At 72.3% G+C, this 21,147-nt stretch carries 17 protein-coding genes; 6 read left to right on the top strand and 11 right to left on the bottom strand.

Annotated elements, in window-relative coordinates; translation table 11 throughout:
• Window positions 1-104: 104 nt before the first annotated feature.
• Genes AWX74_RS13890 through AWX74_RS13880 form a run of 3 tightly spaced genes read left to right on the top strand, consistent with a single transcriptional unit; the run spans window position 105 to window position 2,547 of the window.
• Complete coding sequence (locus AWX74_RS13890; protein WP_091276277.1) at window positions 105-785, top strand: PadR family transcriptional regulator; 681 nt, start codon at window positions 105-107, stop codon at window positions 783-785.
• A gap of 32 nt (window positions 786-817) precedes the next feature.
• The gene (locus AWX74_RS13885) at window positions 818-1,795 is read left to right on the top strand and encodes an ATP-binding cassette domain-containing protein (protein ID WP_091276274.1); all 978 of its coding nucleotides are present in this window, start codon (window positions 818-820) and stop codon (window positions 1,793-1,795) included.
• Window positions 1,795-2,547, top strand: coding sequence for an ABC transporter permease (locus AWX74_RS13880; protein ID WP_091276271.1), 753 nt, complete (start codon window positions 1,795-1,797; stop codon window positions 2,545-2,547). Before AWX74_RS13885 ends, AWX74_RS13880 begins: the two co-directional genes overlap by 1 nt.
• 63 nt (window positions 2,548-2,610) lie before the next feature.
• Here AWX74_RS13880 and AWX74_RS13875 read toward each other — a convergent pair whose 3' ends face one another.
• Genes AWX74_RS13875 through AWX74_RS13865 form a run of 3 tightly spaced genes read right to left on the bottom strand, consistent with a single transcriptional unit; the run spans window position 2,611 to window position 7,782 of the window.
• A complete protein-coding gene (locus AWX74_RS13875; RefSeq protein WP_165615617.1) occupies window positions 2,611-3,105 on the bottom strand; it encodes a toll/interleukin-1 receptor domain-containing protein in 495 nt (164 codons plus the stop codon).
• On the bottom strand, window positions 3,102-7,208 hold the full coding sequence (locus tag AWX74_RS13870) for an nSTAND1 domain-containing NTPase (protein WP_165615616.1): 4,107 nt from the start codon (window positions 7,206-7,208) through the stop codon (window positions 3,102-3,104). Before AWX74_RS13870 ends, AWX74_RS13875 begins: the two co-directional genes overlap by 4 nt.
• Window positions 7,201-7,782: a hypothetical protein gene (locus tag AWX74_RS13865; protein ID WP_165615615.1), complete on the bottom strand. Its 582-nt coding sequence runs from the start codon at window positions 7,780-7,782 to the stop codon at window positions 7,201-7,203. The genes AWX74_RS13870 and AWX74_RS13865 overlap by 8 nt, the downstream gene beginning before the upstream one ends.
• 307 nt (window positions 7,783-8,089) lie before the next feature.
• Here AWX74_RS13865 and AWX74_RS13860 point away from each other — a divergent pair, with 307 nt between their 5' ends.
• Complete coding sequence (locus tag AWX74_RS13860) at window positions 8,090-8,908, top strand: IclR family transcriptional regulator (RefSeq protein WP_165615614.1); 819 nt, start codon at window positions 8,090-8,092, stop codon at window positions 8,906-8,908.
• Window positions 8,909-9,077: 169 nt separating this feature from the next.
• Window positions 9,078-10,190, top strand: a complete 1,113-nt coding sequence (locus AWX74_RS13855; protein WP_131799457.1) for a PP2C family protein-serine/threonine phosphatase — start codon at window positions 9,078-9,080, stop codon at window positions 10,188-10,190.
• 71 nt (window positions 10,191-10,261) lie between these two features.
• Here AWX74_RS13855 and AWX74_RS13850 read toward each other — a convergent pair whose 3' ends face one another.
• The 7 genes from AWX74_RS13850 to AWX74_RS13820 all read right to left on the bottom strand — a co-directional run bounded on the left by AWX74_RS13850 (window position 10,262) and on the right by AWX74_RS13820 (window position 18,754).
• The gene (locus AWX74_RS13850) at window positions 10,262-11,350 is read right to left on the bottom strand and encodes a CaiB/BaiF CoA transferase family protein (RefSeq protein WP_091276251.1); all 1,089 of its coding nucleotides are present in this window, start codon (window positions 11,348-11,350) and stop codon (window positions 10,262-10,264) included.
• The gene (locus AWX74_RS13845; RefSeq protein WP_091276248.1) at window positions 11,347-12,303 is read right to left on the bottom strand and encodes an LLM class F420-dependent oxidoreductase; all 957 of its coding nucleotides are present in this window, start codon (window positions 12,301-12,303) and stop codon (window positions 11,347-11,349) included. Before AWX74_RS13845 ends, AWX74_RS13850 begins: the two co-directional genes overlap by 4 nt.
• A gap of 155 nt (window positions 12,304-12,458) precedes the next feature.
• Window positions 12,459-12,860 carry a cobalamin B12-binding domain-containing protein gene (locus AWX74_RS13840; RefSeq protein WP_054570222.1) on the bottom strand — a complete coding sequence of 134 codons (402 nt, stop codon included), beginning with the start codon at window positions 12,858-12,860 and terminating at the stop codon, window positions 12,459-12,461.
• Complete coding sequence (locus AWX74_RS13835; RefSeq protein ID WP_006540681.1) at window positions 12,860-14,437, bottom strand: methylmalonyl-CoA mutase family protein; 1,578 nt, start codon at window positions 14,435-14,437, stop codon at window positions 12,860-12,862. The genes AWX74_RS13840 and AWX74_RS13835 overlap by 1 nt, the downstream gene beginning before the upstream one ends.
• Before the next feature lie 98 nt (window positions 14,438-14,535).
• Window positions 14,536-15,969, bottom strand: a complete 1,434-nt coding sequence (locus AWX74_RS13830; protein ID WP_091276245.1) for a FadD3 family acyl-CoA ligase — start codon at window positions 15,967-15,969, stop codon at window positions 14,536-14,538.
• Entirely contained in the window at window positions 15,966-17,144 is a 1,179-nt protein-coding gene (locus tag AWX74_RS13825) for an amidohydrolase family protein (protein WP_091276242.1), read from the bottom strand. The genes AWX74_RS13830 and AWX74_RS13825 overlap by 4 nt, the downstream gene beginning before the upstream one ends.
• A gap of 29 nt (window positions 17,145-17,173) precedes the next feature.
• Window positions 17,174-18,754 carry an AMP-binding protein gene (locus AWX74_RS13820; protein ID WP_091276853.1) on the bottom strand — a complete coding sequence of 527 codons (1,581 nt, stop codon included), beginning with the start codon at window positions 18,752-18,754 and terminating at the stop codon, window positions 17,174-17,176.
• 189 nt (window positions 18,755-18,943) lie between these two features.
• Here AWX74_RS13820 and AWX74_RS13815 point away from each other — a divergent pair, with 189 nt between their 5' ends.
• Window positions 18,944-19,687 (top strand): enoyl-CoA hydratase/isomerase family protein, encoded by a 744-nt coding sequence (locus tag AWX74_RS13815; protein ID WP_091276241.1) that lies wholly within the window; start codon window positions 18,944-18,946, stop codon window positions 19,685-19,687.
• 157 nt (window positions 19,688-19,844) lie between these two features.
• On the opposite strand, the gene AWX74_RS13810 is transcribed toward AWX74_RS13815, so the two are convergent.
• Entirely contained in the window at window positions 19,845-21,050 is a 1,206-nt protein-coding gene (locus AWX74_RS13810) for a CaiB/BaiF CoA transferase family protein (RefSeq protein WP_091276239.1), read from the bottom strand.
• Window positions 21,051-21,147: the final 97 nt, after the last annotated feature.

Raw genomic sequence — 21,147 nt, 5'->3', positions numbered from 1 at the left:
GCGGAGGTCTCCACCGACGCGCCGCGCACGGCGGCGGGCGGCGCGTCGGGCGCACCGGCCGGAACGCGGTCCGTGACTCAGTCAAGATTGACTAGCATGGGCTGATGTCCTCAGCGACCCGCCTGCTCGTTCTCGGTGCGATCCGGATCATGCAGCCCGTGCACGGCTACCACGTGCGCCGCGAACTGGTGACCTGGCGGCTCGAGGAGGTGGCCAACGTCCGTCCCGGCTCGGTCTACGGCGCGATCCGAACCCTGGAACGGGACGGGTGCATCGCGGTGCACGCGCGGGACAGCGAGAGCAACCGGCCGGAGCGGACGGCCTACGTCCTCACCCCGGAGGGCGAGAAGGAGTTCACCCTGCTGTTGCGGGAGGCGTGGTGGACGGTGCGCCGCCCGGCGGAACCGCTGATCCCCGCCCTGTGCCTGATGCTCTTCATGCCACGCGACGAGCTCGTCCGGGCGTTGCAGTCGCGCGTCACCGCCCTGGAGTCGGAGCTGGCCGAGGCCGCGTTCACCCGCGGCTCCATCGCCGACGGGGCCACCGGTGCCGACGGCGGGATCCCCGAGCACGTCCGCGAGATCTTCGACTTCACCACCGGCCGGATCCGCGCCGAGATCACCTGGGCCCGCCAGTTCATCCGCAGGATCCGCGCCGGCGCGTACTGCTTCGTCGGCGATCCCGGCTTCTCCGCCCCCGGGCCCGACCGCGCCACCGGTCCGGGCCCGCTCCCCGACAGTCCGGCCACCTCCGGCAATGACGAGGCTCCATTTACTCAAGTTTGACTAATCGTCGGCCCCTGTGTGATGCTGCGCCCGTGGCAGCGGATGATCTGATTCAGGCGCGGAGCCTCACCCGCACCTTCAAGACGAAGACCGGTCCCCTCGACGCCGTCCGCGGCATCGACCTCGACGTCCGCGCAGGCGAGATCGTCGGTCTGCTCGGTCCCAACGGCGCCGGCAAGACCACCACCCTGCGCATGCTCACCACGTTGCTTCTCCCGAGCTCGGGCACAGCGACGGTCGCCGGCCTGGATCTGGTCCGCCAGGCCCGGGAGGTGCGGCGCCGCATCGGCTACGTCGCGCAGGTGGGCGCCGCGCCCAGCGCGGGGCTGCGGGTCGGCGAGGAGCTCGTCACCCAGGCCCGGCTGCAGGGCATGTCCGCGGCGGATGCGCGGGACCGTGTCGCGGAGCTCGCCCCGCGGCTCGACCTCGCCGGTCTGGAGGGCCGCGCGCTGCTGGAGCTGTCCGGTGGTCAGCGGCGCCGCTTCGACGTGGCGATCGGCCTGATGCACCGGCCGCGGCTGGTGTTCCTCGACGAGCCGACCGCGGGGCTCGACCCACAGAGCCGAGCGAACCTGTGGACGCATATCCGCTCCCTGCGCGACGACGCCGGAGTGACAGTCGTTCTGACCACCCACTACCTCGACGAGGCCGACGCGCTCGCCGACCGCATCCTGGTCATGGACGGCGGCCTCATCGTCGCGAACGACACGCCGGCCGCGCTCAAGTCCCGGGTCGCCGGTGACGTCGTCCGGCTCGGCCTGCCCGACCTGCAGGCCCGCGACCGCGCCGAGGCGGTGGTGAAGGAGGCGCATCCGATCCGCGACCTGGTCGCCACCGATGCCGGGCTGCACGTGACGGTCGACGACGGCACGGTCGCCGTCGCGCCGATCCTGCGCGGTCTGGACGCCGCCGGCCTGAGCCCGACCTCGATCAGCGTCGAGCGGCCCACGCTCGACGACGTCTTCCTGACCCTGACCGGCCGGACCCTGCGCGATGAGGCGGCGGCCTGATGCGAACCGAGATCTGGGTCGTCTTCCAGCGGCAGATGCGCGTCCTGCTGCGCAATCCGGTGTGGGTGTTCTTCGGCCTGACCCAGCCGATCATCTACCTGGTGTTGTTCGGCCCGCTGCTGAAGAACGTCACCGGCGGCGGCCTCGGCGGCGACGACGCCTGGCGGGTGTTCGTCCCGGGCCTGCTGCTCCAGCTGACGATCTTCGGTGCGGGTTTCGCCGGTTTCGGCATCATCCAGGAGCTGCGCGAAGGCGTGATCGAACGCCAGCGGGTCACCCCCGCCAGCCGCGCCTCCCTCATCCTCGGCCGGACCCTGAGCAACATGGTCGTGACGGCCGTCCAGGCCCTGCTGCTGGTCGTCGTCGCCCTGCCGTTCGGGCTGCGCGCCTCGTGGAGCGGCGTCGCGTCGACGCTCGTCCTCGTCTGCCTGCTGGGCCTGGGTATCTCGGCCGCGTCCTACGCGATGGGCCTGATCCTGAAGGACGAGGACGCGTTCGCCCCGTTCGTGCAGGGCGTCTCGCTGCCGCTGCTGCTGCTGTCCGGGGTGCTGCTGCCGATGTCGCTGGCGCCGGCGTGGCTGCGGCACACCTCCCAGGCCAACCCACTGAGCTACATCGTCGACGCCAGCCGCGCGCTGTTCCGCGGCGACTTCGGCGACCAGCACGTGTGGGTGGGCACGCTGGTCGCCGTTGCCCTGACAGGTCTGCTGGCGCTGTGGGGAACCCGGGTCTTCCAGCGCCAGAGCGCCTGAGCGCCGGCCGGCCGCGCCCCGGCCCGTCGTACTCGCCCGGAACCGCGCGGCCACGGCCAGGACCTACCGCGGTGGCGGCTGCAGGGAGCGAATCTCACCCGCCAGGCGGTCGCAGCCTGCCTCGAGCTCGTCGTCGGCGGTGAGGTCGAGCCACATCCGGGCCCGCAGCCGCAGCTTCGGCTCGCAGGGCTCACGCAGAACCATGATCAGCCTCCGCTGCGCCGTCTCCAGGCCCAGATGCTCGGCGAGCACGTTCTCCAGCTCGGTGAAGGTGCCGTCCAGGTAGGCGGGCGTGAGGACGGCCAGGGTGCACCGGCTTTCGACCACCGCGCGCTCCATCTCCAGGACCAGCGGTGCGCCGAGGCGGAACGAGTCCACGTCGAGGCAGACCCGCAGGCCCCGCTGCCGCAGGCCGGGAACCAGCCGGTGGCGAACCCAGGACAGCGCCGGCTCCCGGTGCCGGTAGCTGACGAACACGTCGTACGGGAGGTCCGGCGCACCGGCCGCACCCTGGACGCTCCCCGCGCTCCCTGTGCCCTCCGAGGTCGGCCGGGTCACCGGGTGAACCCGCAGGTCGACTCGTAGCTGAGGTTCTCGCCCACGAACTGGCTCCATTCTGTGCGGGTCAGGTCGCGGTTGGCGATCGCGCAGGCGCGCCGCCGCCACGACTCGGGATCGACGTCCCACTGGCGGGCCGTGCCGTCGAAGCTCGCCGAGACGAGGGTGCGGCCGTCGGGACCGAACACGACGTTGGTGACCGCGCCGGTGTGCCCCCGCAGCGGCTCGTCGAGGCGGGACCATCGGCCCGCGTCGTCGCGCCGCCACAGCACGATCAGACCGTCCCCACCGCCGGTCGCGGCGGTGCGCCCGTCAGAGCTGATGGCGACGCCGTACACCGGCCCCGAGTGCGCCGCGAGCGCGCTCTGCCGGGGCTGCCGGCGGGCCACGTCCCAGCTGCTGATGGTGCCGTGCTCGTCGCCGGTCACGAGGATCCGACCGGCCGGGTCGAAGGCGAGGCTCTGCAGGCTGGCATCACCCACACCGCCCAACGTGCCGGCGGACCGGCCGGCGCCGACGTCCCACAGCGCGACGATGCCGTCCAGACCGGTGGAGGCCACCATGCGCCCGTCGGGGCTGAACGCCAGCCCGGTGACCATGCCGGTGTGCGGGGGCAGGCGCCGGCCGACGGGGTGGGCCTCGGACAGATCCCACAGCAGTACGGCGCGGTCGCTGGTGCCCGCCGCGAGCCAGCGGCCGTCCGGGCCGACGGCGAGGGCCGTCGTGCCCGCCGTCGTCCCCGTCGGCAGCGCTCGGACCGTGTGGTCGCCCGCCACCTCCCACAGGGCGACGGCTCCGCCCTGGCCGACAGCCAGCCAGCGGCCGTCCGGCGTGAACGCCAGCGCCTGCGTCTGCCCGCTGCCGTGGAACACGGCGCGCCCACGTCCACCGCGGACGTCCCAGAGCATGACGGTGCCGTCGTCGGAGGAGGTGGCGAGCAGGCGCCCGTCCGGGCTCGCGGACAGGCCCCACACCGCTGCCCGGTGGCCGGTCAGCGGTGCCCGCCCGCCCGGCCGGCCGGTGAGGTCCCAGTGGATCGCGCTGCCGCCCCCGTCCCCCGAGACGACGGTGCGCCCGTCCGGGCCGAAGGCGACCGACTCCAGGCCTGCCGCGTGCCCGCGCAGCGGGTCGCCGACCATGCTGCCGGTGGTGGTGTCCCAGACGACGACCGTGTGGTTCACGCCGCCGGCGGCGACGAGCCGGCCGTCGGAGCTGACCGCGACGTCCTCCACCAGGTCCAGATGGTCGGCACGCAGGGGCAGCAGCTGCCGCTCCGCCGTGATGTCCCACATCTCGACCAGGCCTGTGCCGGTGCCAAGCGCGAGCATCCGTCCGTCGGCCCCCAGCGCGGCCGCGGTGAAGCTTCCCACGGGGGGCTGGGCGACCCGGGTGCGGTGCGAGGCCAGGTCCCGGATGCTCGCCGCCCCGTCCAGGCCGGCCGCGCTGAGCGCGGCGCCGTCGCGACTGAACGCGACGGCGGCCACCGGCCTGCCGCCGGCCATCTCGAAGGAGTCGACCGGCGCGCGCCGGGCCACATCCCAGACCGTGACCACCCCGCCCGCGCTCTGGCCACCCGCGCTCTGGCCGTCGCGGGCTCCGCCGCCGACCGCCAGGACGGCGCCGCCCGGGCCGAACGCGACGGCCCACACCGAGTCCTGCGCGGCACGCAGCGGCGGTCCGAGCGGGCGCCCACCGGCCACGTCCCACAGCTGGGTCGTGCCGTCGAGGCTGCCCGAGGCGAGAGTCCGGCCGTCCGGGCTGAAGGCCAGGGCCTGGATCGCGTCTCGCTGGTCGCTCGCCGTGGCACCCGCGGGGCGCTGACGGTCGGCGTCCCACCAGGTCACCGTGCCCGTCTCGGAGCCGGTCGCCACCGTTCGCCCGTCCGGGCTGACCGCGACCGCGCGGACTGGCACACCGGCACCGACGGGTCCGGTGACGCCGGCCGATCCGCCGGCGCCGCTGCCGGCGAGGACGCTGACCAGGCGTGGGTCACTGTTCTGCAGCGTGGACAGCAGCGCGCTGTACGCCTCGGCCGTGTCGTCCACGCGGGAGGCCTGGGCCGCGAGCAGGAGCGCTCGGGAGACCTGGCTGCTCTGGGCCGCGACCGCCTGGGCGGCGAGCTGGCGCGACAGCGCCGCGCGGCTCTGCACGGCGGCCAGATCGGCCTGCCTGCCAGCCCGCACCGACTGCGCGACCGCCAGCCCCGACGCGGCGATCGCCAGCGTCAGGAACGCGGCAAGTCCCCGCGCGAACCAGCGCAGCCGCCGGTTGGTGCGCCGCGCTGCCGCGAGCTCACCGGCCTGGCGGGCCTGACCGGCGTGGAGGAAGTCCCGTTCGAGCCGGTTGAGCTCCGTGCTGTTCGCCGTGGCCCAGTCCGCGGCGACGGCGAGCCGAGCCCCCCGGTAGAGGTCGCTGTCGTCGCGGCCACCGGTCGACCACTGCTCGGCGTCGCGGGCCAGCGCCCGCGCGACGAGCAGGTCCTGGCGGGCCGTGTCGATCCACTGGCGCAGCATCGGCCAGCCCGCGATGAGGGCCTCGTGCGCGAGGTCGACGCACCGCTCCGCTCCGCTGTTGTCACCACTCGGCGTCAGCAGCCGGGCATCGAGCAGTCGGGCGAGGACGACATCGAACACCGCCGGATCCTCGTCAACAGCCCGCAGCGCGGACACCGGCTGCTGACGGCGCGTGTCGCCACGGCCGTCGCCCGGTTGGACCAGGCGCAGCAGAACCCGGCGGACGACGGCACGCTGCGCCGGGGTCAGCCCGGCCAGCACCCCGTCCGCGCGGATGGCGAGCACGGCGGCGAGGCCCCCGCGCCCGTCGGTGCCCAGCTGATCGTAGGCGGCGAGGGTGAGCAGCCGGCGGTCCCGCTCGTCCCACAGGGTGGCCATCGTCTCCTGCACCAGCGGCAGCGAGCCCGGCTCGTCCGCCGCGTCGGCGATCAGGCGTTCGACCAGGCCCCGGTCCACGTGGACGCCGACGTCGCCGGCCGGCCGAACGATCGCCTCACGCAGCGGCGCCCCTCGCAGCGGCGCGATCTCGACTCGTTCGCCCAGGTCGAGCGGCCACAGTGGGCTGGTCATCAGCTCCGGGTAGAAGTCCGCCCGCACCGTCGCGACCACCCGGCAGGACTCGACGCCGCGCAGCTCGACGAGCGTGGCCAGGAAGGCGGCCCGGGCGTCCGCCGGTGCCTGGGCGAACACCTCCTCCAACTGGTCGACGACGAGCAGCAGCCGGCCCGCCGGCCGCACCTCGCCGTCGGAGGGCACCTCGCCGTCGGAGGGCACCTCACCGTCGGAGAGCACCTCACCGTCGGAGGGCAACCGGCCGGCAAGCAGACCTGCCACCGCCGAGGCGGCCGGTACCGACAGCTGCGCGGCTGGCCCCCGCCGCGTGAGCTCCAGCGCCGCGGCGAGGGCTGACATCGGCGCCGCGCCTGGCCGCAGCGTCCGCACCAGCCACCGGTCCGGGTCTGCGCCGAGCCGGGGCACCAGACCGGCGAGGACCAGCGATGACTTACCCGAGCCGGACGGACCGACCACCAGGGTGAACGGTTGCGACCGCACGCGCCGACGCAGGTCGGAGATCTCGCGATCACGACCGTGGAAGAACCGGGTGTGCGTTCGGCCGAACGGAGCCAGGCCCGGGTAGGGGCAGCGGATCTCCTCGGCCGCCGGTGGCTCCGGCTGGGCGAGGAACGCCCGCAGCCGGGCGGCCTGTGCCTCCCAGCGGCCGCGATCGGTGAAGTCGAGCCGGACCCGGAAGCCGACGCGCAGCGGGATGTCGCACGGCTCCCGCAGCACCGGGACGACCCGGGCACTGGGACCGGCACTGTCGGCGGCGGCGATGTCCTGGTAGGAAGCCAGCAGCTCCGCGAGCAGAGCCCATCTGTCGGTCAGGTACGCCGGAGTCAGCACCACCACGGTGGCGCGGCTGCTGAGAACCGCCTGTTCGAACGCGGTGACAACCGGCTCGCCCGGTGGAAACTGGTCGGCGGTGAGCACCTGGTCGGCGCGCAGCCCGAGAGCGGGCGTCAGGTAGCCGGCCACCCACTCGCGGTCGGCCTCCGCATAGCTGAGAAAGATCCGGTTCCCGTCAGCCATGCTGCGACGTCGTTGACGCCCCCGGCTCCTGGCTCGCATCGGAACCGGACGTCGACGCCTGGTCCGGGCCCGTGGTGTCCTCCGGCTCCGTGACCGGGTCCGGCTGCGCGCCGTAGCGGGCCAGCGCGGTCACATCACCGGTGATCGTGATCGTGCACGAGAGGGATCGTGTGCCCGCACAGGTGTCCCTGCCCCGCCCCGCGCCGGTGACCTCCCACCGGCCGAAGACCTCGGAGGTGGGCTCCGTCGCGACAAGTGTTATCTGCCGCCCGGACGCCACCTGGAACGTGCAGTTCGGCGGGCACCGGACCGTCCCTCGGGAGGATTCGACGAGGACCTCGCCTCCCTCGGTGCTGACCGAGAGCGTGTAGGTCCTGCCGTCGTCGCCCGAGGCGGAGGTGGATCCGTCGCCGGAGCCAGCTCCCGGATCGGTCGAGACACCGCCGTCCGAGCCGGGATCGAGAAACGAGCCGTCGCCGCTGCCGCTTTCGTCCGAGGAGCCACACGCGACCAGCATGAGGAGCGCCACCGCGGCCAGGACCGCGGTCAGGCCTGCGCGCATTCGGCCCCGCATGGTTCCTCCACTCGGCATCAGCGGACTTCCGCATCGCGACCGTGCAGAAACAGTGATCCCGAAGAAATCACTGCGACCGGCCGCCCTGACAGTCCGAGACTGGACGGAGAAGGCAGCGGAGAACAGTTCCCGGTCCATTCAATGGACCGGTCATTGCGAGGATATGATTCCGCCGCGGCGTACCGCGGACGCCTTGCCCGAAAAGCTGCGGATGCCGGGAGGCGCAGCCGGTGGTCTTCTCCGCGCGGCAGCCCGCCCGAGCGAGCCGGTTCGGCGGCGACCAGAAGCCAGTTGGTTCGGAGGGCACATGACGGCGATCACGGGTGAGGACACGGTCACCGCCGATAGAGCTCCCGCAGGCAGTCACCCGGCCAGCCCGGCGCCCCCGGCGGCGGGTTGCGACGATGGCGACCAGGAGCCAGCGGGAAAATCCGGCCAAGGGGTCCTTGAGCGCGCGTTCCAGCTGCTGGAGGCCGTCTCCGGTGAGGGAACGGCCGGGCTGTCCCGGCTGGCGAGGCTGGCGGATCTGCCCAAGGCGACCACGTATCGCCTGCTCGATCAGCTGGTCGCGGTCGGCGCGGTCGAGCGGGTGCACTCGGCATACCGCGTCGGGCCGGCCGTGCATCGGATGAGGAATGTCCGGCCGTCACACACACCGCTGCTTCGCGCGTCCCACACACCCGTTCGCGACCTGGTTCGGGACTCCGACGCCACGGTCATCATCGCCGTTCTCCGTGACGACCCGGACGTTGTCGTGGTCGACGCAGTCAGTGTGCTGGCCCCGGCCCATGGTGTGGTCCTCAGCCCGACCAGCTCCGCTCCGCCCGCGACCGCCTCCGGGCAGGTCCTTCTCGCGGAGCGGCCTGACCTCGACGGGCCTCCGCAGTTCTCGGAGGCCGAGTGGCGCCGGGCACGCGCCGATATCCGCGACCGCGGGGTTGCCATGGACAGCCAGATGCTTGTCCGCGGAATCTGCTGCGTCGCTGCCGCCATTCGCCGGCCGAACGGGCAGGCCGTCGCATCGGTCGCCGTCATCACGGCCGCCGGGCGGGTCTCGATACGACACATCGACCAGGTGCGACGCGCAGCGGCGAGTATCAGCCGGAATCTCGCCATGCGCGGCTAGTCCCGTGTTCCGCACAGCGGATTCCGCGGCGCCACCCAGCCTCTGTGATCTTGCTATCGGGTCATGGGGGGTCGGGTGGGGTCGACGCCGAGGATGTCGCGCCGGGTGCTGCTCCAGCCGGCTGACGTCGGCATGTGTGGGCGGGGGCTGGGGTAGGGCCCGTGCAGTGGTGGACCGGATCGAGGCGATCGAGCCAGGTGCCGGCTGGGCGCTGGCTCAGGCGGATGACATCGCGCATGCCGACGCCGAGGTCGGCATCTGGGATCGGGACATCGTCAGCGGGAGGCTGACCTGGGACCGACGCACCGCCGAGCTGCACGGTCTGCGCCTCGACGAGTTCGGTGAGACGATGGCGGACTTCTACGCGACCATCCATCCCGACGACCTCCCCGGGGTGCAGGAGGCCGTAGACAACGCGATAGCGGCCTGTGGCTCCTACCTGGCCGAGTATCGCGTGGTGCGGCGGGACGGCTCCCAGGTGTGGATACAGGGACTCGGCCGGATCGTGGCCAGCTCCGCAGGCGAGGCGACCCGGGTGATCGGGCTCGTCGTCGACGTCACGTGGCGGCACGCGATGGTCGACATGCTGCAGCGTTCCATCCTTCCGCAGAGTCTTCCGCGCCTGCCCGGCGTGGCCCTCGTCGCCCGCTACCTGCCGGCCGCCCGAGGTGCCCGTGTCGGCGGTGACTGGTACGACGCGTGCCTGCTCGCCGACGGCGCGGTCCTGCTGGTCGTCGGCGACGTCGCCGGCCACGGGCTGCCCGCCGTGGCCGCGATGGCCGAGCTGCGCCACGCGACCCGTGCCTACGCCCTCGCCGGCTATTCGCCGGCGGACATCACCACCCAGCTGTCGGGGAACCTCGCTCCCGAGCCGGACGGCACCACGGCCACCGCCGTCGTGACCCGTCTCGACCCGGCCACTCACCAGCTCACCTGGTCATGCGCCGGCCACCCACCTCCCCTGATGCTCACCGGCGCCGGCCCCGAGTACCTCGACGACGTCCACGGCCCGATCCTCGGCGCCGCCCCGACGCTCACCTACGGGCAGACCGACCTGAGCCTGCCGCCGGGCGCCCGGCTCCTGCTCTACACCGACGGGCTCGTGGAAAGACGGGGGGTCTCCCTCACCGACAGGCTCGACACACTCACCCGCGCCGCGGCCTGCCACAGCGCCGGCGGGCTGGGCGGTCTCGCCGACCTCTGCGACGGCGTCCTCACCGACGTCGCCGGGCCGGCCTGCCGGGAGGACGACCTCTGTCTCCTCGCCGTCCAGGTGTCGTAGCGGGGGGCGAGCATCAGAACGTTCCGCCCGTCACGAGCCCGGTCCGTTGCCGGCCGCGCCGGACCGGCGGACTACGGCTGGTCCAGCTCGCCGCCGTGCTCGCCCAGGCGCGGCGGCGGCCCGTAGGCGGGCTCGTAGCCGTGGACGAGGATCGGGCTGCCGACCAGCCGGAAGTCACCGGCGCGCACGACCATCTCCGGTGTCGCGTCCAGCGCCTCGGGCAGCGACCGCACCTTCGCCGCCGGGACACCGAGGCGCTTCAGCCGCGTCTCCCAGCCCTGCGCGGTGTCGGCGGCGAGCGCCGCGGTGACCACGGCGAGCACCTCCTCGCGCCGGGCCGCGCGTTCGGCCATCGTCTCGAAGCCCGTCACGCCGGCCTCGGTGGAGAACTTCTTCCAGAAGCCGTCGTGGGTGACGAACAGCGCCAGGTAGCCCTCGGCGGTGGGGAACAGCTGCGCCGGCACGTAGTACGAGTGCGCGCCGAACGCCATCCGCCGCGGCTCGGTGCCCTCGTTGAGGTAGGCCGAGGCCCGGTAGTTGAGCTGGGAGAGCATGACGTCGCGCAGCGAGACCTCCAGCTGCCCGCCGCGACCGGAGACGATCTGTGCGAGCAGTGCCAGTGCCGCGGTGAGGCCGGCGGAGTTGTCGGCCGAGGAGTAGCCGGGCAGCGTCGGCGGGCCGTCCGGATCGCCGGTGAGCGCGGCGACCCCGGTGGCCGCCTGGATGACGTAGTCGAACGCCGGGTCGTCGCCGGCGGACAGCCCGAAGCCCGTCAGCGCCACGCAGACGATCTTCTCGTTGTACGGGCGCAGCGCCTCGTAGGTCAGACCGAAGTTCCGGATCGCCGACGGCTTGAGGTTGACCACGAGCGCATGCGCGTCGGCCACCAGCTCGTGCAGGCGGGCCTGGCCCGCCGCACCGGTCAGGTCGAGGCGGATGCTGCGCTTCCCGCGGTTGATGCTGGCGAAGTAGGCGTCGCTGACCTGCCGCGAGAGGTCCCCGCCGGGCGGTTCGAGCTTCGTCACCTCGGCGCCGAGATCGGCGAGCATCATCGTCGCGTACGGGCCCGCGAGGATGTGGCCGACCTCCAGGATGCGGATGCCGGCGAGCGGTCCCGGGCTCGCCTGAGGTCCCGGGCTCGCCTGAGGTTCCGAGCTCATCTGACTTCCGCCGCGAGGGCCGCGATCACTTCCCGGGTCCGCCGCTTGGAGGCGATCAGCTCGTCGCGGTTGTCACCGATGGGCAGCAGCCGCACCGACAGGTCGGTGCAGCCGGCGTCGGCGAACCGCCGGAAGGCCGCCAGGATGGCCGCCTCGTCGCCGACCGCGGCGATGTCCCCGACGTTGGTCGCGTCGCCCTGGTCGAGCAGCCGCTGGTAGTTCGGGGAGACCTCGGCCTCGCCGAGGATGCGGTTCGCCCGCTCCCGCGCGGTGTCCTCCTCCCCCGGCGCGCACAGGCACACCGGGATGCCGGCGACGATCCGCGGCGCCGGGCGGCCGGCCTCGGCCGCCGCCTTGGTGATCCGGGGCACCACGTGCTCGCCGACGGCACGCTCGTCGGCGAGCCACAGCACGGTGCCGTCGGCCTGCTCACCGGCGATGCGCAGCATCACCGGCCCGAGCGCGGCGAGGAACACCGGCAGCGGGGCGACCGGCCCGATCTCCATCGGGTTGTGGACGGTGAACGTGCCGTTCTCGACGTCCACCGGCCCCGGCCCGCTCAGCGCGGCCCTGAGGACCTCGAGGTAGTCGCGGGTGAACCCGGCCGGCCTGTCGTAGGGCAGGCCGAGCATGTCGCGGACGATCCAGTGATGCGACGGCCCGACACCGAGGGCGAGCCGCCCACCGGTGGCCGCCTGCGCCGACAGGGTCTGGCGCGCGAGCGCGATCGGGTGCTGCGGCTGCAGCGGGACGACCGCCGTGCCGAGCTCGATCCGCTCGGTGCGGGCACCCATCAGGGCGACCGCGATGAGCGCGTCGAAGTCGGAGGGCACCTGGGGGATCCAGGCTGTGTCCATCCCCGCGCCCTCGGCCCACAGGACGTCGTCGATCATCCGCCCGACCTTGCGCGCGGAGTCACCCCGCTCCGGTCCGATCATCACGCCGACCCGCACTGGACCCTCCGGTTCTCGTTACGTCCGATCTGGTTACGTCGATGTCGCGCTCGCGCGCTGCCGTGCGGCCACGCGGCCTGACCGCGTTACGGCCCGCGGCGGCGCGGCCGCCCCCGGCGCGGCGGCGCGCGCCGATGCCGGGGGCGGGGCCGGCGTCAGGGCGTGGTGGCCGCCGCCGTCAGCTCCCGGACCCGGGTGACCACCTCGTCGAGCGAGGTGCCGGTCGGGAACACCGCGGCGGCGCCGACCTCCAGCAGCTTCGGGACGTCCGCCGGCGGGATGGTGCCGCCGACCACGACCGCGATGTCGCCCGCGTCGGCCGCCCGCAGCGCCTCGATGGTGCGGGTCGTCAGCGCGATGTGCGCGCCGGAGAGGATGCTCAGGCCGACCAGCGCCACGTCCTCCTGCAGCGCGATCGTGACGATGTCCTCGATGCGCTGGCGGATGCCGGTGAACACGACCTCGAAACCGGCGTCCCGCAGCGTACGCGCGATGATCTTCGCGCCGCGGTCGTGCCCGTCCAGGCCGGGCTTGGCGACGAGAACCCGGGCCGGCATCAGAACACCACCGGCTGCTGGAACTCGCCCCAGACCGCCTTGAGGGCGGCGACCATCTCGCCGACCGTGCAGTAGGCGTTGGCGCAGTCGATCAGGTTGTGCATCAGGTTCCCGTCTCCCTCGGCGGCGCGGGCGAGCGCGTCGAGGCTGGCCCGCACGGCGGCGCCGTCCCGCTCGGCCTTCACCTTCGCCAGCCGCTTCAGCTGTCGTTCACGCCCGTCGGCGTCCAGCTCGTAGGTGGCCAGGTCGGGTGCCGGCTCGTCGGCGACGAACCGGTTCACCCCGACGATGGGCACCGTGCCGTCCTCGATGTCCTTGTGCAGCTGGTAGGCCTCGTCGGCGATCAGGCCCTGCAGGTAGCCGTCCTCGATGCAGCGGACCATGCCGCCGTGCGCCTCGAGGTCGTCCATGATCTCGACGATGCGGGCCTCGGTGGCGTCGGTGAGCGCCTCGACGAAGTAGGAGCCGCCGAGCGGGTCCGCGGTGCGGGTGACGCCGGTCTCCAGGGCGAGGATCTGCTGGGTGCGCAGGGCGAGGGTCGCCGACTCCTCGCTGGGCAGCGCGAACGGCTCGTCCCAGGCGGCGGTGAACATCGACTGGACGCCGCCGAGCACCGAGGCCATCGCCTCGTAGGCCACCCGCACGATGTTGTTCTGCGCCTGCGGCGCGTACAGCGAGGCACCGCCGGCGACGCAGCCGAAGCGGAACATCGACGCCTTGTCGGCGGTCGCGCCGTACCGCTCGCGCACGATGGTCGCCCAGCGCCGGCGGCCGGCCCGGTACTTGGCGATCTCCTCGAAGAAGTCGCCGTGGGTGTAGAAGAAGAAGGAGACCTGCGGGGCGAACTGCTCGATCGTCAGGCGCCCGCGCTCGATCACGGTGTCGCAGTAGGTGACTCCGTCAGCGAGGGTGAAGGCCATCTCCTGCACCGCGTTGGCGCCGGCGTCGCGGAAATGCGCGCCGGCCACCGAGATGGCGTTGAAGCGCGGCACCTCGGCGGCGCAGAACTCGATGGTGTCGGCGATGAGGCGCAGCGACGGCGTCGGCGGCCAGATCCACGTCCCGCGGGAGGCGTACTCCTTGAGGATGTCGTTCTGGATCGTGCCGGTCAGCTTCGACCGGGGCACCCCGGAACGTTCCGCGGCGGCCACGTAGAAGGCCAGCAGGATCGCGGCGGTGCCGTTGATGGTGAAGCTGGTGCTGATCTTGTCCAGCGGGATGCCGTCGAAGAGCACCTCGGCGTCGGCGAGCGTGTCGACGGCGACGCCGACCCGGCCGACCTCCTCGGTCACCTCCGGGTCGTCGGAGTCGTACCCGCACTGGGTGGGCAGGTCGAGCGCCACCGACAGGCCCGTCCCGCCCTGGTCGAGCAGGTAGCGGTACCGGCTGTTGGACTCCTCAGCGGTGCCGAAGCCGGAGTACTGGCGGAAGGTCCACGTGCGCCCCCGGTACCCCTTGGCGTAGTTGCCGCGGGTGAAGGGGAAGCGGCCCGGCTCCGGTGGCTCGGCCCCGCGGTCGGCGGGGCCGTACACCGGACTGACCGGCAGGCCGGAATTGGTCTGGACAGAATCGCTCATCGTCGCTTCGTTGCTTTCTGGAGGCGGAGTTTTCTGGAGGCGGGAACCAGACACCTCGGCTTGCCCTGTTCACATGGTGCTAGCGCAGTCGAGTGGTGCTAGCGCAGCTGGTCCTTCATCACTTTTCCGGACGCGTTCAGCGGCAGGCTCTCCAGGAACTCGACGTGCCTGGGCACCTTGAAGCCGGCCATCTTCTCCCGGCTCCACGCGATCAGCTCGTCGGCGGTGACCGGGCCGCGCCGGACCACGAACGCCTTGCCGACCTCGCCGAGGCGGTCGTCGGGCACGCCGATGACCGCGGCCTGCGCGACCGCGGGATGCCCCAGCAGGTAGCCCTCGATCTCGGCCGGGTAGGCGTTGAAGCCACCGACGATGAACATGTCCTTCTTGCGGCCGATGATCCGCAGGTACCCGCGGTCGTCGAGGGTGCCCAGGTCACCGGTGTGCAGCCAGCCGTCGGGGTCGATCGTCTCGGCGGTGGCGGCGGGGTCGTCCAGGTAGCCCTGCATCACCGTGTAGCCGCGGATCAGCACCTCGCCGTCGTCGGCGATGGAGATCTCCACGCCGTCGCAGGCCTTGCCGACGGTGGTGGCGATGTCCTCGAAGGAGTCGCCCGGCCGCGACGCGGTGGCGGTGCCCGCCTCGGTGAGGCCGTACCCGGTCATGATCGACTGGAAGGGCAGCTCCTGCTTCATCCGCCGGATCAGCTCGACCGGGATGTCGGCCGAACCGGTGACGGCACAGCGTAACGAGGAGACGTCCGCGCTGCCCCGCGCCGCCAGCAGCGAGTGGTACAGCGTGGGCGGGCCGGGGAGCATCGTGATCCGCTCCCGCTCGATCAGCTCGAGCAGCCGGTCCATCTCCAGGACGGCCATCGGCACGATGGTCGCGCCCCGGATCAGGGCGGCGACGAGCCCGGCCTTGTAGCCGAAGTTGTGGAAGAACGGGTTGACGATCAGGTACCGGTCGCCCTCCCGCAGATCCGCCTGGTAGCACCACTCCGCGTACAGCCGCAGCGTCTGGTGGTGGTTCATCATGACGCCCTTGGGCCGCCCGGTCGTCCCGGACGTGAACAGGATGTCGGCGATGTCGTCACCATCGGTGACCACCGGTGCGTCCAGCGGCGCCCCGGAGGTCAGGAAGCCCGACTTGATGTCGACGGCGGGCACGGCGGTGATACCGGCGTACGCCTGCCCGAGGAAGCCCTCCTGGACCAGGACCATCCTCGCCCCGCTGCGGGTGAGGATGTCGTTCGCCTCCTCGGCCTTGTAGCGGGTGTTCACGGGCACCAGCACCCCGCCGGCGGTCAGCAGCCCGAAGGCCGCGATGATCCACTCGGCGGAGTTCGGCGCCCAGATCGCCACCCGGTCGCCCTTGCCGACGCCCGCCGCCACGAAGGAACCCGCGGCGGTGCGGACCCGGCCCACCAGCTCGGTGTAGGTGAGGCGCAGTGCCCCGTCGACGACCGCTTCGGCGTCACCGAAGCGGTCGGCGGTGCTGAGCACCATCTCCGGGATGGTCTCCCACTTCATGCGTCGATCAGCCTGGCCAGGTTGCCGCCCATGATCTTGGCCTGGTCCTCCGCGCTGAGGTCCTTGAGCACCTCGACATAGCTCACCGGGTCGCCGAGGCCCTCGGGGTGCGGGTAGTCGGAGCCGAAGAGCACCCGCTCGACCCCGATCAGCTCGGAGAGCTTGCCCATGTCCTCCTCCCAGAAGGGGCTGACGTGGACGTTGCGCCGGACCACCTCGATCGGGTTCTCCAGGAACTGCTGCGGGTACTTCTTGTAGATGTCCTTCAGCTCGGAGAGCAGTGGGGCGACCCAGGACGCGCCGTTCTCGATGACCGCGATCTTCAGCGTCGGGAACCTGGACAGCGCACCGTGGCAGACCAGCGCGGCCACCGTGTCCTGGATGGGGCGCCACTGGCCGAACATGCGGAAGGCGTCCGGCTGGAACGGCAGGTACTCGCGGACCTTGCCCTCCCAGTCCTGGGTGTAGCGGTTGTAGCCGCTGTCCGAGGAGTGCAGGCCGACCAGGATGTTGTGGTGCACGACCCGCTCCCAGAACGGGTCGAACTCCGGCAGGCCGAAGGACCGTGAGCCGTTGAAACCGGGCACCGGCGCCGGCCGGATCAGGACGGCCTTCGCCCCGCGCGCCACGACCCACTCCAGCTCCTCGATCGCCTTCTCGACGATCGGCAGGGTGATGACCGGCGTGGTGAAGATGCGGTTCTCGTAGTTGAACTGCCAGGTCTCGTACAGCCACTCGTTGAGGGCGTGGATGACGACATGCGTCAGTTCCGGGTCGTCCCGCATGCGCTCCTCGATGAGGCTCGCCAGCGTCGGGAACATCAGCGTCCGCTCGAGGCCCTGCTCGTTCATCAGCTCGATGCGGGACTTCGGCTCGCGGAAGGCCGGGATCGACCGTATCGGCTTGCCGATGATCTCACGGTAGGACTTGCCCTCGGGGTTCCCGATCTTGAAGAACTCCTCCTGGGCGCCCGGCCGGGCGACGACCTCGAAGGTCGGGTTGGGGATGTAGTCGCTGATCTGGCCCCGGATCGCGATCTTCGTGCGGCCGTCCACCTGGACGTACCGGATCGCGCCCCTGTATGCCTCCGGCAGGAACTTGGTGAAGGCGTCCTCGGTCTCGTACAGGTGGTTGTCCGCGTCGAAGACGGGGTACGGCGACACTCGCGTAGGCATGAGATCCTCCCTTACTGATATGGAGAACCCTATTCTCTTCCCCGCTGTGCCGCAATGTCTTCCCGACGTGCGATGACTGCCCGCAGCACGGCCTTTTGGATCTTACCGCTGGGGGTGCGCGGGAAGTCCTCGATCTCGACCAGCTCCTCGGGCCACTTCTGCCGGGCCAGCCCCGCCTGCTGGAAGTGCGCGCGCACCGCGTCCAGGGTCGGCAGCGCGGCCCCGTCCTGCAGGCGCAGCACCGCGGCGGCGTGCTCACCGAGCCGGGCGTCGGGCGCCGCGACCACCGCGGCCTCGGCGACACCGGGCATGGTCAGCAGCACCTCCTCGACCTCCAGCGCGCTGATGTTCTCCCCGCCGCGGATGATGAAGTCGGCCTTGCGGTCGACGATCGTCAGGTAGCCGTCGGCGTCGAGCACCCCTACGTCGCCGGTGCGGTACCAGCCGTCGGCGTCGAAGACCTGCGCGGTCAGCTCGTCGTCGAGGTAGCCCAGGCACAGGTCCGGGCCCCGGCTGAGGATCTCCCCGTCCGGTTCGAGCCGGATCTCCACCCCGGGTAGGACATCCCCGTCGGTGAACAGGCGCTTGTCCGGTCCCGCGGTGTACCGGGAGCCGGTGATCGAGGGATGCTCGGTGCTGCCGTAGGAGCGGAACACCGTGATGCCCAGGTCGTCCAGCCGGGTGGTGACCGCCGCCGGCACCGACGACCCGCCGAGCCCGGCGTAGCGCATCCCGACCAGGTGCTCGGGGGTGAAGTCGGGGTGGTCCAGCAGACTGGTCATGAAGTACGTGGCGCCGCCGCCGACGGTGAGGCCGCCGGTGCGCATCAGCTCCAGCGCCTGCGCCGGGTCCCAGACGTCGGCCAGGTTGATCGGACGTCCTTCCAGCACCGGGATGAGGAAGGCGTTCAGCATGCCGATGAAGTGCCCGATCGGCGCGGCGGTGAGCTGGCGGCCGCGGTCCGGGGGGTAGAGGCCGGCGAGCTGGCGGGTCTCGAAGCCGAGCGTCCGATGGCTGTGGATGACGCCCTTGGGGTCGCGGGTGGTGCCGGAGGTGAACGCGATCACCGCCGGGGCGCCCGGGTCCGCCGCGACGGTGCCGGGCATCGGGTCGTCGGCGAGCAGGTCGTCGAACGCCAGCGGCTCGCCGCTCCCGCGCCCCACCACGCCGACGACGGGCACTCCGGCGACGAGGTCGGGCTGGAACTCCAGCCGCCCGAAGCCCTGCGCGGTGACGAAGACCTTCGGCGACGTCCGTTCCAGGATGTAGCCGACCTCCTTACGGCCGTAGAAGTGCACCACCGGCACCACGACCGCGCCGAGTAACGCCGAGGCCCAGAAGGTCGCCGCCGCCTCCATCCAGTTCGGCAGCTGGAACACCACGACGTCGCCGGGGCCGACCCCGCGGGCGCGCAGCCCGGCCGCCAGCCGGCGCGCGACCTGCTCGACCTCGCGGAACGTGCCGTTCCACGGCCGCACCGCCGAGTGGACCCGGAACTGCGCGTCCGGCGCGGCCGCCAGGCCCGTGGCCAGGATGTCGCCCAGCGTCTCGGACGTCCACCAGCCCTCGGACTCGTACCGCCTGACCAGCTCGGGGGGGACCGTGCGCATCGCGTGAGCTCCGATCTGTGCGATTCCCGGACTCTCCCAGGACACTCGGGCAGGTTCCACAGGTACCCCGCGGGCCGCCGGCATCCGTGTGCGGCGGAAGGCCGGCAATCTCACAGGGGAACTCTGGATTTTAGGCGGGAATGTTACTCTCCACATTTAGAATTGTATTCTCAACCTGGAGTTGGGTCCATGATTGATCTTGAGCTGGACGCCGGGCTCGCCGTCATCACGATCGACCGGCCCGAGGCGCGCAACGCCATCTCCCTGGCCACCATGGGTGAGCTGGAGAAGGCCCTCGACGCCGCTGACGGCGCCGGGGCCCTGGTCATCCGGGGCGCCGGCGACCGGGCGTTCGTCTCCGGCGGCGACCTCAAGGAACTCGCCGCCCTGCGCACCGAGGACGAGGCGACGGCCATGGCCCTGCGGATGCGCGCCATCTGCGACCGGCTCGCCGCGTTTCCCGCCCCGGTGATCGCCGCCGTCAACGGGCACGCCCTGGGCGGCGGCGCCGAGGTCGCGGTGGCCGCCGACATCCGCGTCGCCGCCGACGACATCAAGATCGGATTCACCCAGTCGACGCTGGCGATCATGCCGGCATGGGGCGGCGCCGAACGGCTGGCCGAGCTGGTCGGGCCCGGCCGCGCGCTGCTGCTCGCCGGCACCGGCCGGGTCCTGACCGCCGCCGAGGCCGAGCGCCTCGGGCTGGTCGACCAGGTCCTGCCGCGGGCCACCTTCGACGAGGGCTGGCGGGCACTGGCCCACTCCCTCACCGGCGCGCCCGCCCGCGGCATCAAGCACGTCCTGCGCCGCGCCGCCGGTGCGCCGCTGACCGAGGCACACGCCGAGGACGCGGCCCGGACCTTCGCCCGGCTGTGGGTGGACGACGAGCACTGGGCCGCCGTGGAGCGGGCCGGCGCCAAGCGCGCCCGCTGACCGTGCCGGCCGCCCGGACCCGACCGGCCGCAAGAGCGCCCGATCGGGTCCCGGCCGCGGCCGAGGCCGGTGACGCGCGGTCCCGCAACGCGGTCCCGCTGATCGCAACGCGGTCCCGCAACGCGCGGTCCCGCTGCCCGCGTACGTGCGGCGCGGCTCAGGTGACCGCGCCGGCGGTCTTCAGCTCGATGATCCGCTCCCAGTCCAGCCCCAGCTCCAGGAGGATCTCCTCGGTCTGCGCGGCGAAGTCCGGCGCCGGGCCCAGCTCGGGCGCCTGCACGTCGAACTGGACCGGGCTGGAGACCAGCTCCAGGTCGCCGGCGGACAGCAGGTACTCGTTGGCCCGGATCTGCGGGTCGCCGCTGACCTGGAGCGAGTCCTGCACCGGCGCCCACGGGCCGGACAGCGTGCCCAGGCGCTCCGTCCACTCCGCGAGCGTGCGCGCGGCGAACGCCTCCCGCAGGATCTCGACCGCCTCCGCCGTGTGCGCGGCGATCTGCTCGGCGGAGGAGAACCGCGGGTCGTCGGCGAGCTCCGGGCGGTCGATGTGGCGGACGACGTCCGGCCAGTACCGGCCCGGCTGGAGCATGACCAGCGAGAGGAAGCGGCCGTCCGAGGTGCGGTAGAGCCCGGAGAGCGGGTTGCTCGGCGAGCCGTGCGCGCCTGCCGCCGGGGCCTGCAGCGGCTCGTCCAGCAGCATGGACAGGGAGATCGTCTGGCCCATCGCCCACAGCCCACTGCCCAGCAGGGAGACGTCCACGACCGACGGCTCGCCGGTGCGCTCGCGCCGGAACAGCGCCGCGGCGATGCCCCCGGCGAGGTTCGTGCCCGAGATCGTGTCGCCGTAGGCGGGCCCGGGCGGCGGGGTGATGCCCTCGTGGCCGCTCGGGGTGATGCTGGCCGCCGACGAGGCCCGCGACCAGAAGGCCGTCATGTCGAAGCCGCCCTTGTCCGACTCCGGGCCGCGCGGCCCCAGGGCGCTGCCCCGGGCGTAGATGACCTGCGGGTTCAGCTTCCGGATGTCCTCGACGTCGATGCCGAGCTTCTGGCGCGAGCGGGGCAGGAAGCTGGTGAGGAAGACGTCCGCGCGGCGGACCAGTTCGTCGAGGATCTCCTTGCCCTCGGGCCGGGACATGTCGAGGCCGAGGCTGCGCTTGCCGCGGTTGGCGTGCCAGATGTTCGGGTTCGGCCCGTCGCCGACCTTCAGGTTGCCGGTCTGCTTCAGGCCCCGCTGCGGGTCGCCGGTCACCGCGTGCTCGATCTTGATGACCTCGGCGCCCCAGTCCGCGAGCACACCGCCCGCGGACGGCACGAAGCCGTACATCGCCACTTCGAGAACCCTGACTCCGTCGAGCGGCTTCATGCGGCACCCTTCGCGATCGCGCTGCTGTCCACGAGCTCACGGGCCCGTGAGCTCCCGAGCCCGTGAACTCCGGAGCCCGTGAACTCCCGAGCTCACG

The sequence above is a fragment of the Parafrankia irregularis genome (genome assembly GCF_001536285.1).
GTDB classification, from domain to species: domain Bacteria; phylum Actinomycetota; class Actinomycetes; order Frankiales; family Frankiaceae; genus Parafrankia; species Parafrankia irregularis.
Note: the sequence above shows the minus strand (reverse complement) of the source record. Positions and strands in the feature narration are given on the sequence as shown.